Annotated in this window: 12 protein-coding genes; 7 read left to right on the top strand and 5 right to left on the bottom strand. The window is 64.0% G+C overall.

Annotated features, from left to right (window positions below; translation table 11 throughout):
- Positions 1-246 precede the first annotated feature (246 nt).
- Both AC1DN0_RS14330 and AC1DN0_RS14325 read left to right on the top strand, forming a co-directional pair.
- Positions 247-429, top strand: coding sequence for a hypothetical protein (locus AC1DN0_RS14330; protein WP_035871072.1), 183 nt, complete (start codon positions 247-249; stop codon positions 427-429).
- A gap of 47 nt (positions 430-476) precedes the next feature.
- A complete protein-coding gene (locus tag AC1DN0_RS14325) occupies positions 477-635 on the top strand; it encodes a hypothetical protein (protein WP_441629444.1) in 159 nt (52 codons plus the stop codon).
- 70 nt (positions 636-705) lie between these two features.
- Here AC1DN0_RS14325 and AC1DN0_RS14320 read toward each other — a convergent pair whose 3' ends face one another.
- Positions 706-891, bottom strand: coding sequence for a rubredoxin (locus AC1DN0_RS14320; protein ID WP_035871075.1), 186 nt, complete (start codon positions 889-891; stop codon positions 706-708).
- 124 nt (positions 892-1,015) lie between these two features.
- Positions 1,016-4,969 (bottom strand): DUF748 domain-containing protein, encoded by a 3,954-nt coding sequence (locus tag AC1DN0_RS14315; protein ID WP_477145800.1) that lies wholly within the window; start codon positions 4,967-4,969, stop codon positions 1,016-1,018.
- Positions 4,970-5,378: 409 nt separating this feature from the next.
- On the opposite strand from AC1DN0_RS14315, the gene AC1DN0_RS14310 reads away from it, so the two are divergent.
- Entirely contained in the window at positions 5,379-6,692 is a 1,314-nt protein-coding gene (locus tag AC1DN0_RS14310; protein ID WP_441629442.1) for an MFS transporter, read from the top strand.
- Between the two features lie 127 nt (positions 6,693-6,819).
- On the opposite strand, the gene AC1DN0_RS14305 is transcribed toward AC1DN0_RS14310, so the two are convergent.
- Positions 6,820-7,989, bottom strand: coding sequence for an extracellular catalytic domain type 1 short-chain-length polyhydroxyalkanoate depolymerase (locus AC1DN0_RS14305; RefSeq protein WP_441629441.1), 1,170 nt, complete (start codon positions 7,987-7,989; stop codon positions 6,820-6,822).
- Between the two features lie 260 nt (positions 7,990-8,249).
- Between AC1DN0_RS14305 and AC1DN0_RS14300 the strand changes: the two genes are divergently transcribed.
- Positions 8,250-9,062 (top strand): Crp/Fnr family transcriptional regulator, encoded by an 813-nt coding sequence (locus tag AC1DN0_RS14300; protein WP_441629440.1) that lies wholly within the window; start codon positions 8,250-8,252, stop codon positions 9,060-9,062.
- Between the two features lie 137 nt (positions 9,063-9,199).
- Positions 9,200-9,730, top strand: coding sequence for a hypothetical protein (locus AC1DN0_RS14295; protein WP_441629439.1), 531 nt, complete (start codon positions 9,200-9,202; stop codon positions 9,728-9,730).
- A gap of 45 nt (positions 9,731-9,775) precedes the next feature.
- Here AC1DN0_RS14295 and AC1DN0_RS14290 read toward each other — a convergent pair whose 3' ends face one another.
- Together AC1DN0_RS14290 and AC1DN0_RS14285 are read right to left on the bottom strand one after the other, a co-directional pair.
- Entirely contained in the window at positions 9,776-10,144 is a 369-nt protein-coding gene (locus tag AC1DN0_RS14290) for a hypothetical protein (protein WP_477145799.1), read from the bottom strand.
- Between the two features lie 153 nt (positions 10,145-10,297).
- A complete protein-coding gene (locus AC1DN0_RS14285) occupies positions 10,298-10,588 on the bottom strand; it encodes a transposase (protein WP_035871092.1) in 291 nt (96 codons plus the stop codon).
- 971 nt (positions 10,589-11,559) lie between these two features.
- On the opposite strand from AC1DN0_RS14285, the gene AC1DN0_RS14280 reads away from it, so the two are divergent.
- On the top strand, positions 11,560-12,519 hold the full coding sequence (locus tag AC1DN0_RS14280) for a LysR substrate-binding domain-containing protein (protein WP_441629437.1): 960 nt from the start codon (positions 11,560-11,562) through the stop codon (positions 12,517-12,519).
- Between the two features lie 397 nt (positions 12,520-12,916).
- Positions 12,917-13,618 carry a response regulator gene (locus tag AC1DN0_RS14275; RefSeq protein ID WP_441629436.1) on the top strand — a complete coding sequence of 234 codons (702 nt, stop codon included), beginning with the start codon at positions 12,917-12,919 and terminating at the stop codon, positions 13,616-13,618.
- The last annotated feature ends 35 nt before the right edge of the window (positions 13,619-13,653 follow it).

The raw sequence follows: 13,653 nt of genomic DNA, 5'->3' as shown, positions 1-13,653 counted from the left end.
AAGGTGTACCAGGCCGCATGGGGCGCCTTTTTTGCCTACTTTTTTGGCAAGCCGCAAGACAAAAAAGTGGGTCGCCGCCCCGCAGGGGTGGTGAAACTGCCTTTGACTTTAAGGTTTTAAGCTTTGCGGGTGAGAGCAATCCCCCCACAAGAAAGTGCCTTAGGGGACAACCCCGATGTCATCGTCCTTGGTCTACCTGAGACACTTTCTATACTGGAAATACAAGGAAAGAGACAGGAGACAGCCGTGCTGCACCTTAGCTCACATGATCTTGTTTTTCTGATCCCGATGGCGCTGGTCGGCATGATTGCCTTCGGCGGGATTCCGTTCACAGCCCGCGCCCTGCGCATCAGTTGCCGCGCTGCTGGCGCGATATTCGGGGCTCTGCTGGCGGTGGCCTTGCTGGAGGCGTTGCCTTTACTTATCTGAACTGAACGCTTCGAGCGTTCCCGGCTTGCTTGAGGAGAGGAGCCGCTATGACACTGGATCTGCTGGCCGCCCTGATGGCGGCATTCCTGCTGGTCACCGTGGTGACCGCGATCTGGCGTTGTAGCCACCCCTACCGTATACGCTATCGCCGCTGCGCGGAGCAAAGAAGGCGTGCCGGGATATGCCGGCAGATGCAGCGCCACTAAACACGCTGCCAAACGCGATTCCTGCCCGCCGGCATTGGCCTGCGAGCCTCGCCGGCTGGCGGGCTTGCGCTCAGATTTCGATCATGGCGAACTCGCCCTTGCCCACATCACATTCAGGGCAACGCCAGTCTTCCGGGATATCCTCCCAGCGGGTGCCGGGCGCAATGCCGTCATCCGGCCAGCCCTGTTCTTCGTCGTAGACCCATCCGCAAATCACGCAAACCCAAGTCTTGTAGGCAACGGCTTCCTGCTGCAAAACGCACTCCTGTATCGATTCCGGGCGAAATCATACAGGCTTTTGGCCAGCACGCTGCCAATGTGCCATGCAAAAGGGGCGGCAGCGCCGCCCCTTTTGCACAGGCAGGATTGCCTGGGATGACTTACTGCCTGATGGCGAAATCGACCCGGTTGGGCGCGCCCTTATCCTTGATGCCTTCGGCATTCAGCTTCGGCGCCGTCAGGAACAAACGGCTCTCCGGGACCTTGGCGTCGCGCTCCAGTGCCTGTTTCACCGCCAGCGCGCGCTGCTCGGCGAGTTGCTTGAGTTCCACATCGGTTACCGGCGCGTTCTCCAGCAGCAGCGTCTCCATTTCCGCGGTCGGCAAGGATTTGGACAAGCCAATCACGTTGCGCGGCTTCTTGAATGAAGCGCGCTTGTAGACCGCTTCCAGATACTTGGGATACTCCTGCGGCGACACCGTCACCTTGGCGCCCTGCTCGCCCTCTTCCCCTTCCTCGGCCGTGGCGCCCTCGCGAGCGCTGGCTCGCAGTTCACGCGCCTTTTGCTCCTTCACCCGCGCGTCCAGCCAGGCGCGCTTCGCACCGGCCATGTCGGTGGCCGGATCGATGCGGCCGCTGATCTCCAGCCGCAGGGCCGGGCGGTCGGCCAGGGCCTTGCCGAGGGTGGCGATCTTCTGCCTGGCCGCCGGCGTAAGCGCGGACGTGCCCGGCGCGAACTCCACGTAGCCCAGTTCATCGCCGCCGCCAAAGGCCGAGGCAAGCAGCGAGAACGGCGAGGTAATCGCCTTGGCCAGCAAGTTGACGATCACCCTCACGATCACGCCGCCGATGCTGAACTCCGGATCGGACAGCGAGCCCGACACCGGCAGGTTGATGTCGATCACACCGTTGCGGTCCTTCAGCAGCGAGACCGCCAGCAACACCGGCAGCTTGGTCGCTGTCGGGCTGTCGACCTTGTCGCCAAAGGTGAGCTGGTCGAGGTAGAGATGGTTGCGCGCGTCCAGCTTGCCGTTCTCGATCTTGTACGCCACATCGACCGTCAGCTTGCCCTTGGTGATCGGATAGCCGGCGTACTTGGTCGCGTAGGGTGTCAGCCTGGTCAGTTCCACGCCGGAGGCCTTGGCGGCGATATCGAGGTAGAGCTGGTCCGCCAGCGGGTTGAGCTTGCCGTCGATATTGACCGGCGCGTCGTCGTCGATGCGGCCCGCCAGCGTGAGATCGGCCGGCGCGGGCTCCGTCGACGAAACCTTGGAGACCGAACCCTTCATATCGGTCAGGTTGGCGGTGTAGTTAGGCTTGACGAAGAAATCCGAGAAATTGATATTGCCTTTCTCCACCGTCACGCCGCCAATGCGGATCTGCGGTTTCGCCGCGGCCGTGGCCGCCGGTGCCGGCGGGGTAGCTGCCGGCGCCGAGGCCGGGTTGGCCTGCGTCAGGCTGGTGCTGGGCGCGGCTTCGCCTTTGGCGGCCCCGCCAGCCATCACGTCCTGCAGGTTCAGGCGGCCATTGGCATTGAGGATCACCCGCGCGTAGAAGTCCGACAGCGCCACGCTACCCACGCCAACCTTCATCGGCCCCTTGGCCTCGTCCATGGCGAAATCGATGCCGTTCACCGCCAGCGAACGCCAGCGCAGGAAGTCGTCGCCGGTCACGCGGTCCACGCTGCGCACATTGCCAAACTGCGCATTGCCGGCAAAGCGCGCCGCAATCGGCTTGCCGGATGGCGCCTCGACGCCCAGGCGGCCTTTCACGGTGGCGGTGCCGCCACGCAAGGCTGCGTTGAAGCGGTCGGCAAGGTAGGGCTGCAGCGGCGCGAGATCGAGTTCGCGCAGGTCCACCTGCATTTGCACCGCGGGCGCGGTGGGCAGCACGGTGCCGTCGAGCAACATCATGCCGCGCCGTCCCGACTCGGCCTTGAACTTGACCGGGATGGCGCCAGCCGCCATCGGCCAGTTCAACGCGCCGGTACCGAGGTTGACGTTGCGGAATTGATGGATTACCGGACGGTCGCGGTTAGCGGCCGAGGGCGCGTAGTCGGTCACGCGCATGTTGCCGCCATCCAGAGAGAACTTGCCGAGTTGCGCCTTCCAGGGCAATGACTTGGCCGCGGCAGCGCTATCGGGCTGAACGGCCTTGGCCTGCACGCCGGTCGTGCGTTGGGCGGACTTCTGCACCGATTGCGCGGCCCACAGGCGCGCGCTTTCGAGCAATTCACCATGATAGTCACGCGTAAGCGCGACCTGCGGCTTGGCCACCACCAGCTCGCCCGCCTGGAATGAATGCGCGCCAAGGTCGAAGGCGATGCCTTCCAGCGCCACGCGCTCGGCGCGCATCACCGGCAGGTTGGCACCATCGCTATCGTCGCGGCCACGCGCGCGGCGCGCATCGCGCCGGCGGGCGCTATCGGCCGCGCCAGCGTTGCTTGTGCCGGTGGTGGCGGCTGYCACTTGCGCCACCGACACCGGTTCCTTGGTAGTCACATAGAGCGGCGCCAGCTCGACGCGGGACTTGTCCAGCGAGAAGGCAAAGGCGGGCCCGCCCCACGCCATCTTGTAGTGCAGCTCGGCATTGACCGCGGTGTCGCCGAACTGGGCGCGCAGTTCTGCCGGCCACCATGCGGCAAACCCCTGGGCCTTCACGCCGCTGGCCTGCAGCGTGCCATCCATGGTGCCGCCATGCAGCGACAGCTCGCCTTCATGGCTGAGGGTCTGCCCTTCGCCGATCGTCAGTTTGGCCTGGACCTTGGCAGGCTTGTCGCTGTCGCCGGAGAGTCCGGCGACATCGGCGTCGAGGGGCCCCAGCGCGAGCGTACCGGGGCCGGACGGAGCCGACTCGTCGCGCAAGCCCAGGCTGGCCTGCTTGACCGTGATCTGGTCGACCGCGTAGCGCCAAGGCTTCTCCGCCGGCGCCAACGGTGCAATCCCGGCTGCGGCCGGTGCCGATGCAGGCMTGGCCTTGGCAACCGCCGGCGCGGATGCCGGTGCCGCCGCTCCCGATGCTGCAGGTGCCGGCGGCGCGCTGGCGGGCTTCTCCGCCTTGGCCGCTTGCGGCAGGAATGCCTCGGCAAGGTCAAGCGACCCATCCGCGCGGCGCACGGCCTGCACGCCCAGGCCATCCACGGCGAGGCTGCGCAGGTGAACCATCCGGCCCAGCGGTTCGATGCGCTCAATGTCCACGGCAAGCCGTCCGGCCTTCACCAGCGGCGCGCCGTCGTGCTTGCGGATATCGGCGTCGCGCAGCGCTGCGGTACCCGACAGGAAAACATCCTGCTTGCCCTTTTCCTGGATAAAGCCCAGCGTGAGCCGCGTATCGAGCAGCCCGCCTTTGATATCGGCGTCCTTCAGCTTGGGCGCGAACGGCATATAGCGCGCCAGTTCCAGGCCGTCCAGGTTCAGCTTCAGATGGGTCTCGCGCGACGCGGCGAACGGCAGCATGGTGCCGTCGAGCGCCAGTGCGGAGCCATTGATGCTCGCGCTCAGCGTGGGCCGGGTAACGATCTCCACGTCGTGCGGCAGGTTGGACAGGAAGGGCAGCGTGATGGTCAGGTTGTCCACCCGCTGCGTCTGGTTGAGCTGCTTGTCGTCGAACGACACGCTGCCGCTGGTCAACGCGATATTGTTGATCGAGAAGCGCGCCGGTTCGGATTTTGGCGCGGCGGGCCTGGCGGCGAAGCGCTCTTCGATGTCGGCGTAGTTCATGCGGCCGTTGGCGTCGCGCGCCAGGCGCAGCGCGGGGCGGTCGATATGCACCGCATCCACCACCGGCGCCATGTGCCACAGCGAGGCGATGGCGGCATCGATCTCGGCCTCGCCCACGCTCAGCATGGGCGTGGTGCCGTCAGGCTCATAGATCTTGATATCGGAAACAGTGACCGCCAGCGAGAAGGGGCGCACCTCGGCGCCCCCGAAAGTCACTTTGCGGCCAAGCGCTTCGCTGGCCTGCTTGGCCACGAAGGACTTGATCAGCGGTGGTCCGCCAAAATACCCGGCGAGGCCAAACACCGCCAGCGCGGCCACGATGCCGCCTGCCACGCGCACGCCGGCCCTGCGGCGCGGTGTGGCGGTTGCCGCCTGCATGGAGAACTTGATTGCCATGTGATCCCAGAAGATTCAACCCCAATACCCTGCGTCCGCTTAGCGGACCCGCTCGCGGGCTGCATGGAAAATGGCATTCCACGCTGCGCCAGCGGGCGGATCGACCACTTTGTGGTCCGGATTTCACTTTTTAGCAACATTATGGCAACGCTTGGGGGCAAAGCAAAGACATTAGAATGAAATCAAAAGTGAATTCGGGACGGGTTGAAAATGATCTGAAGCGGGATGGCGACGGCCTCTTTCCCGCCGATCTGGTATCTTCTCGCCTTTGCGAAGCGTCTTGTCGCATGCCAGCGGCTTATCCGCCACTTAGTGCCTGCTTCTCCCGCGCTGTACCCTCCGGCCAGAACCCTCCACGTCAACCGTGTTGCGCGCTTCGCATGCGAACTTTTTCCATGCGAGTCTCCTCATGTCCACCACTAGCAGTACTGTCGGTGCAGAGAACGCGCGCAGCGTCCCGCACGCGCGCCCCCTGACCGGACAGGATTACAAGACGCTTGCCCTCGCCGCCCTCGGGGGCGCGCTCGAGTTCTACGACTTCATCATCTTTGTCTTCTTCGCCACCGTCATCGGGCAGTTGTTCTTCCCGCCGTCGGTGCCGGACTGGTTGCGCCAGCTGCAGACCTTCGGCATTTTTGCCGCCGGCTACCTGGCGCGCCCGCTGGGCGGCATCATCATGGCCCACTTCGGCGACCTGCTTGGCCGCAAGAAGATGTTCACGCTGTCGATCCTGCTGATGTCGGTGCCGACACTGCTGATGGGCCTGCTCCCGACCTACCATGCGATTGGCCTGCTGGCGCCGGTGGCGCTGCTGCTGCTGCGCGTGATGCAGGGCGCCGCCGTGGGCGGTGAAGTGCCCGGCGCCTGGGTGTTCGTCTCCGAGCATGTGCCGGCGCGGCGCACCGGCTACGCCTGTGGCACGCTGACCGCTGGCCTGACCGCTGGCATCCTGCTGGGCTCCCTGGTGGCCACCGGCATCAACACCATCTTCACCCCGGCGGAACTGGTCGACTGGGGCTGGCGCCTGCCCTTCCTGCTGGGCGGGGTGTTCGGCATCGGCTCGATGTACCTGCGCCGCTGGCTGCATGAAACCCCGGTGTTCGCCGAACTGCAAAAGCGCAAGGCGCTGGCTGCGGAGATGCCGCTCAAGACGGTCGTGCGTGATCACCGCGGCGCCGTGGCGGTGTCGATGCTGCTGACGTGGATGCTGTCGGCCGGTATCGTGGTGGTGATCCTGATGACGCCCACCTTCCTGCAGAAGATCTACGGCTTCGATGCGCGCACGGCGCTGGTGGCCAACAGCGTCGCCACGCTGTGCCTGACCATCGGCTGTGTGGTCGCCGGCCTGATGGCCGACAAGGTGGGTCCCAGGATCACCCTGATCGGCGGCGGCCTGCTGCTGGCGATCAGCTCCTATGTCTTCTACAGCGCCCTGCACACGCGCCCCGACCTGCTGATCCCGCTGTACGCGCTGGCCGGTTTCTTCGTGGGCACGATCGGCGCGGTGCCCTACGTGCTGGTCAAGGCGTTCCCGGCACAAGTGAGGTTTTCCGGGCTGTCGTTCTCGTACAACCTGTCCTATGCGATTTTTGGCGGGCTGACGCCGATGATCGTGACGCTGATGCTCAAGAACGATCCGCTCGCTCCCGCGTACTACGTGGTAGCGCTGTGCCTGCTGGGCATGGTGACGGCACTGTTCGTCAAGGACCGCTCGCTCGACTGAGGGCACGGCTTCTGGCCGGCACCTGCCACAAGCCAGGCGCCGGCCATAGGAAAAGGGAGGGCCGCCATTGCGCCCTCCCTTTTTTGTGCTCGCCTCATCGGCATGCGCGGCTGCCGGTTGCACCAGCCTACCGCCGGTGCGCCTTGAAGAAAGCCCACATCAACGCACTCGCGTCCGGGCCGATCGGCGCGTGATAGGCATAGTCGCCATCGCCTCCGCTCCAGGCGTGATCCAGCCCGGCCACTTCGCACAGGGCGACCATTTCGCGATTCCAGACGCCAAAGCTGGTCTCGATATAGTTTCCGGCGGGCAGGATGGACGTGGCCGCAAGGCCATGGCTTGTCTCCGCCAGCGGCTCGCGCTCCGCCGCTTCCTGGTCCGCCGTCAGGCTGGCCGCGGTAGCGGAACGCCGCGCCACGACACCGCTCGCCGGGTTGTCCAGGCGATCGGTCAGCCCGTTGTAGGCCAGGAACTGGCGTGCCAGCAGGTGGGCGTTGACCGGATGCACCGCGCCGTCGTCCATGCCGTGCAATACGATTGCCGGCATCTTCGGGCCGCCCGGCGTGACGCCGGCGGCATCGAGCAACGCGGCAGGGTCGACGCTGGAGCCCTGCTGCATCGCGCGCAGGCCATCGCCCGGCGTGCGCGCTGCCCCGATCACTACGCCGGAATGCAGTCCCACCGCGGCAATCTTCTCCGGGTACCGCAAGGCCACCACGGCCGCCATGCTGGCGCCCGCGGACAACCCTGCCAGGTAGACCTGGTCGGCCCGCACGTCCGGACGCGCTGCCAGCGCGTCGATCAACACCGCCAGCGCTTGCGCCTCACGGCCGCCTTCCGCGGCACCCAGGTCGAACCATTGCCAGCAGCGCTGCATCTGGCGCCGCTGCGGTTGTTGCGGATAGGCCACGATAAAGCCTTCGCGCTCGGCCAGGGCATTCATGCGGGTGCCGGCGGCAAGGTCCTCAGGGGTCTGCTTGCAGCCATGGAGCATGACCACCAGCGGCATTGGCCCATTGCGTGCGCGGGATGGCACATACAGCCAATAAGACAAGCGGGGAACCAGTTCACCGGGCAGCGGCGACAGCCGGTAGTGGTGCGATGCCCATTCACCCGGTGCCGAAGGACGCGGCGGCAAGGGCAGAGGCGCGGGGGAGCGCGCCCGGAGGCGCGGTGCCGCAGGATTGAGGTTAGCGATACGGTCGATCCACGATTTGAGTTGGCGCGCGGTCTGGGGCTGCACCCGGCTGATCTGCCGGAGCTGTGCATGCCCATCCGCCCAAAGGCTTTTGGCCATGAAAGACTCCTGCTGTCGACATTGTTGCGATGCAGCATATCACAGGGCGAACGCGTGACAGGCGTCGCTTTTTGGTGACATGTTATCCAAACAAAACATTTACACGCTAGCAGCACTCCTCCATGGGCACCATAATGCACCCATGGAAAATCTAAAAATCTGAACTCGCCGCACGAAAGAATGCAGATCGTCAAGAGTTAGCGGCAAATGTCGCCCGGTTATACTGCATTTGCGTGTATCGCAGGCAAATGGAGAATGTCATGACCACGCCCCAGGCAGATATTCCAAGCTGCTCGCTGTGTTTATTCCAGCCAGTCTGCCGTAACGCGGAAACCACACGCGCTGACGCTGCGCGGGAACGCACCCTGGTTCCGGCTCGCATCTTGTGGCGTGCCGGGGAGAGCGTGCATCGCCAGGGCCGGCCGGTACTGGCCTTGTATCCCATACATCAAGGCAGCACCAAATCCGTATTCGAATCGCCGCTTGGCTGGCGCCAGGTGACTGCCTTCGCCCATCCGGGCGACGTGCTAGGGCTGGAGGATCTCGATGGCCACGCCCACTGCACCAGTGCGGTGGCGATCCAGGATACGCGCTGCTGCGTGGTGCCGGTCGAGGCGGCGCGCGAACACTTGCTCCGCGCCGAACACCGCGAACACATGCTGGCAATGCTGCGCCGCAATACCGAGCGCGAGCGCACCCTTCTGGTCGCAATCGGATCAATGAAGGCTGCCCAGCGGCTGGCCATGCTGCTGCTCGATCTCTCCGTCGAACAGCGCCGCCGCGGCAAGGCGGGCATAGCACTGACCCTGGCGATGTCGCGCAACGATATCGCCAGCTACCTGGGCCTGACCCTGGAGACCGTATCCCGCCTGCTGGCACGTTTTGCCTCCGTCGGGCTGATCACCGTGCGGCAGCGGCAATTGCGCATCGTCGATCCGGACGGGCTTTGCGCGGTCTACGAAGACCCGGAACGCGTGCCGATCCGCCCGCCTGCCACCGCGACGGACAGCGCGGCCGGCTCCCCCAGGCCCCAGCCGTCCCTCGCGAGAGCGATACGCCCATCCGCAGCGTAGGACGGACACGGACAGCACCGCCATGCAAACGCGGCTATGTTCAGGCTACATGCCCGGCGCGTTGGAAATACGCAAGGAAATCGTCCCCGTTATCCTCCCCGCTGGAGATCGACATCGCCTCCGGTATCTGTATCCATATGCGGGATTTTCCTTTCGCAGCGCGTGCGAGCCTGGCGCCGCTCGCCTTCCTGATGGTCGCCGGACTCGCGCCTGCGGCCGCCGCACAAGCCAATACCCCGCCATCGCTGTCGAAGCTGGCCAGATTGCTGCTGGGCACCGTGCAGGGCAAAAGCACCGGCATGAGCGGCGTCACGCGCCTGACCGGCGGCGGCGCCGGACCCGATGCGGAGCTCAGCGCGGCCTGCCAGGAGCTGACGCGCGCAGGACCATTCATGCTGGATGGCGCAACGCGCCTGGAAGGATGCAGCGCCGCTCCCGGCAAACATGTGTCGTTCCGGCTCCGGCTGGTTGGCGTTGACGCGACCCGCGAAGGCACGGTGGCCTTCATGACTAGCGCCGGTCCTGTCCTGGCCCGAGGCATCTGCCGCAACCCGGACGTACCGGTGTTGGGCCGGCTCGGAGTCACACTCAGCTACCGCTATCTGGGAAATGGCAACCAACCCGTGGGCGAAGTCACGATCACGCCGGAGCGCTGCGTAACGAACTAAGGACCAACCGCACTGGCAACTCCCCCTGGCCCGGCACTTGGCGCGTCATCGCTTCTCTTGAGCGCATTCCTGCCGATATGCCTCTTCGAGCTGCTTGCGATCGGCCCCCCGCTCCAGCATGGGATGGGTACTGCCATCGGCGGTGGTCACGGAGGATTTGCTGTTGGACCATTGCGGCCCCGCAGGCAGCGCACTGATCCTGTCGAGCAAGGTCTGGCAATGCGTGCGCTGGGATGGCGTGAGGGTCCCGTCCGCCGCCGGCCCGACATTATCGGTAGCCGGGTCCAGCAGGAGCCGCGGCGGTGGCGGCGCGACCATTGGCGCAGGGACTTCCAGTTCCGCGGCGATGCTGGCCTGCCCGGCGGACAGCCCCAGGCCCAGTGCGGCAGCCATGATGATTGAAGCCMGTTTCATTTTTCAGTTTCTCCACAGCGGGGCGCAATTCGCCTTCCGCGACAATTTTCCAGGGGTCGCCCTGCCGGCAGATACCGAAAAACCGCAAGTTTCCGATGTCCCTCCCTTAAGGCCGGCAGCCGCCGGCAATGCAAGCACGATTCGGATTCGGACTTAGTTTCGTTCCTTGCCGTTGCCGGCACGACCATGACGATTGCGCAGCAACTCGAGCTTGAGCAGTGCATCCGCAAGCATACTCTTGAGGCGCGCGTTTTCATCCTGCAGGTCGCGCATCTTGCGGCTGTCGCGCACTTCGCTGCCGGCGCCCTGGCCGTACTTGATGCGCCAGCCATAGAAAGACGCGTCGCTAAAACCATAGCGCGCACAGAGCTCACGGACCGGCACGCCGGTCGCGGCTTCCGCTAGGTACCCGCGGATCTGTTCCTCCGAGAAACGTCTGTTCACTGCCTGCCTCCGCTAGCAAAGGCCGCTCGCGCCTCTGCGCGGGCGTGACCACTTCCACCCCTGCCCGCAAAGTTACCACCCGCACCGCAAAAGGCAATTCAGTGTGTTCAAGCCGCGAGTTAAGGAAATTGGAGAGGAAGCCCGGTGCGGGGCGCGCGCCGCCCGGAAGGCAACAACAGACCACGAAGAAAAATCTTCTATTATAGCGCCATTGGACATAAAAGCAATTCAATATTTTCAATTCGCGAACCAAATCATTTCGAAATCTAGTTTCGCGGCGTTCGGATCGCCGATATTTCTGCCAAAGAAAGTTAGTCAATTGCCTAAATTTGACATTCCATTTCCCCAATCTCTGATAACGGCTCGAGATTCCGGATTTGCCATCCTCTCGTGATCCCGCACAAAAAATCGCCTAAAAATGTGCAAAAAAAATCATTTTTCATCCTCTGAACCTGACAAACCTCCGAAGTTATGACCTATAAAACACAACCACCCTCGCAATGTCTTTATGTCCTAACAAAGAGTATTTTTTGATTGGAGTTTAGAAAAATGCCTTTAGAAGACCACTGGCAAGTTTCAAAGTTATGTATTAATCTTGTCTGGCATTAACTAAATTTCGATCGCTGGCAACCGGGCCTCGCGCCCCGGGCAAGACGGGCGACGATAACCGCAACGCGAAGCCGGTCGGCTATGCATTTTTTCAGCGTTGCGCCTATATACCGGGCCACAGCATGGAAGAACTGCTTCGTCATTTCCCAACTTTAGTTGGGAAATATTGAAGATTGCCACGCCCCGCTAACGTACGGAAGCCGCGCCGGCCCTGGTTTCTGGCCCGCCGCAGCGTATGAAACATGGCATGGCAAAACCGGAAGGGCCGTCTTATCTGTCACGGTGGAGGGTGCTCTGTCGCCGTGACGGAGGGACAAAACAAGAAGAAGACAAAAACAAGCTTCAAATCGGGAGAAGTTACCATGCGGCATGTCAGCACCAAGCTCTTGCATGTTTTCGTTCTATTGATGGAATATCGTGACCTCAGCGCCGTCGCTGCCTGCACGCAAAGCCGGGTTCCGACCATTGCCTACAGCCTCGCGCGTCTGCGCGAAATCACCGGCGACCCCCTCTTCATCAAGCGCAATGGCACGCTGGAGCCAACCGCCCACGCCCTGAGGCTGGAACAGACCGCGCGCCAGATCCTGTCGAAATGGGCTCACCTGGTGCGCCCGCTCACGCCGGCAGCCGAAGCGAGCAGCCCTCACCGCCGCATCTCGATCGGGTTTTCACCGTCGATCGGAGATCCGGTGATCACCGAGATACTGACTACCTTGTGCGAGCAGTTCCCGGATGACCGCTTCATGACCCGCCCGGTCGTCGCCGACTCCACGCTGGCCGCGCAGCTCGGCAGCGGCGAGCTGGATTGCGCCTTTGTGGTTGACAGCCACTATGTGCCGGATCACGTTGCACTGCACAACATCATGGCAACCCCGCGCCGGCTGGTGAGCGTCGCGCGGCCAGGCGGCCACGACAATGCGCAAGGCAGGCACGAATGGATCCTGCTGCAGGAGGACACCGAACCCGGCAGCCCGCTGCAGGGCTTCCTGAACCGTCTCGCGCACGATCCGGATTATCGGGAAACCGTGGTGCCCTCGTGGCACACGCAAGTTGCGCTGCTGCTTGCCGCGGGCGGCATCTGCCCGCTGCTCGACTTCAACGTGCCGCTGGTCACGCGCCATCACAAGACGCGCCTGCTGGCACCCCCGAGCAGCTTCCCCGAATGGGCCGCCCTRCATTTCTGGGCACCCACCCGCGCCAACGCCGGCAAGACGTTGCTCGGCATCATGGAGATCGGCAGCGCAGTCCTGCACGATCCCGTCAGCGCCATAGACCGCCGCCACCAGGCACACGAGAGCCGCACCACCGCTTACGCCGCCTGATCCACCGGCGAATAGGCGAATAACAAAGCACGCCGCACCGCGGCGCGCTTGCCCGCTGCTGGCCGTTCGCGCCAGCCTTGGCCGCTTTCCGCGCCAAATTGAGAATCGTCTCAGACCGAAGGCCGGCACCGGCGCTTATCCTGCTCAGGCACCTCCCGCTTCCCGTTCGTCCGAGCGAAGCACGCGCCTGGAGGTGCTTTGTTCCTGTGCTGTTCGCGCCGCGCGGCGATAGCCGTGCGGCGCGTTTTTTCAAAGACGCCGTCGGTTGTCCGGGTTGCCCGGGTCGCCCCTAAGGCCCTCCCTCTTCGCGGCATCCGTGCCGCAAGCCATTCCAGCTTGCGTCAGGCATGCGCGGCCACGACACCGCGCATGCCTGCGCCCGCGCAGGAGTATTGCCATGCCATTGAAAATCCTGATTGCCGATGACCATCCCGCCATCACGCTTGCGGTCAGGAGCCAGTTACGGAGCCAGACCGGTTGGGAAATATGCGGCGATGCCCGCAATTCCATGGAGTTGCTCCATGCCACCCGCGCGTTCCGGCCCGATATTGTCGTCACCGATTACCACATGCCCTGCCGCAACGCGAACGATGGCATCCGCCTGCTCGCCAACCTGCGGCGCCACTATCCGGCGCTCGGGGTGGTCGTGCTGACCATGATCACCAATCCCCTGGTCTTGCGCGCCATCCTCAACGCCGGGGCACACGGGTTGTTGCTCAAGGACTCGCACCTGGACGAACTGGTGACCGCCATCATCCGCGTCGAGCGCGGGCTGCAATTCATCGGTGAATCCGCCGCACGCGTGCTGGAACATTCCGGCTCTCATTACGCGCCGGGCCGTGCAGGCGCCCTGCGCTTGTCCGTGAGGGAGTCCGAGGTCATGCGCCTATACCTGAGCGGCAATTCGGTCACAGGGATCGCCGGGCAGTTGTGCCGCAGCGTGAAGACCATCAGCCGCCAGAAGAACAGCGCCATGCGCAAGCTCGGGGCCACCAACGAACGCGAGTTGTTCGACTTCGCGGCCCAGCAGGGGCTGGTCCTTCCGCACCGGGACGATGCGCCGGCATGGGCGCCAGGCGGCCAGTCCGAGTGGCTATAATCGCAACGCCGCAGCAACGGTGCGCACTGTTGCCG

The sequence above is a fragment of the Cupriavidus sp. 05N39 genome, assembly GCF_056397325.1.
This window is presented reverse-complemented; position numbering and strand designations above follow the sequence as displayed.

What these genes read in the sequence shown, in the direction of transcription:
- AC1DN0_RS14325 (WP_441629444.1), top strand. Translation starts at nt 477, where the DNA reads ATGACACTGGATCTGCTGGCCGCCCTGATGGCGGCATTCCTGCTGGTC.
- AC1DN0_RS14310 (WP_441629442.1), top strand. Translation starts at nt 5,379, where the DNA reads ATGTCCACCACTAGCAGTACTGTCGGTGCAGAGAACGCGCGCAGCGTC.
- AC1DN0_RS14305 (WP_441629441.1), bottom strand. Translation starts at nt 7,989, where the DNA reads ATGGCCAAAAGCCTTTGGGCGGATGGGCATGCACAGCTCCGGCAGATC.
- AC1DN0_RS14300 (WP_441629440.1), top strand. Translation starts at nt 8,250, where the DNA reads ATGACCACGCCCCAGGCAGATATTCCAAGCTGCTCGCTGTGTTTATTC.
- AC1DN0_RS14295 (WP_441629439.1), top strand. Translation starts at nt 9,200, where the DNA reads ATGCGGGATTTTCCTTTCGCAGCGCGTGCGAGCCTGGCGCCGCTCGCC.
- AC1DN0_RS14275 (WP_441629436.1), top strand. Translation starts at nt 12,917, where the DNA reads ATGCCATTGAAAATCCTGATTGCCGATGACCATCCCGCCATCACGCTT.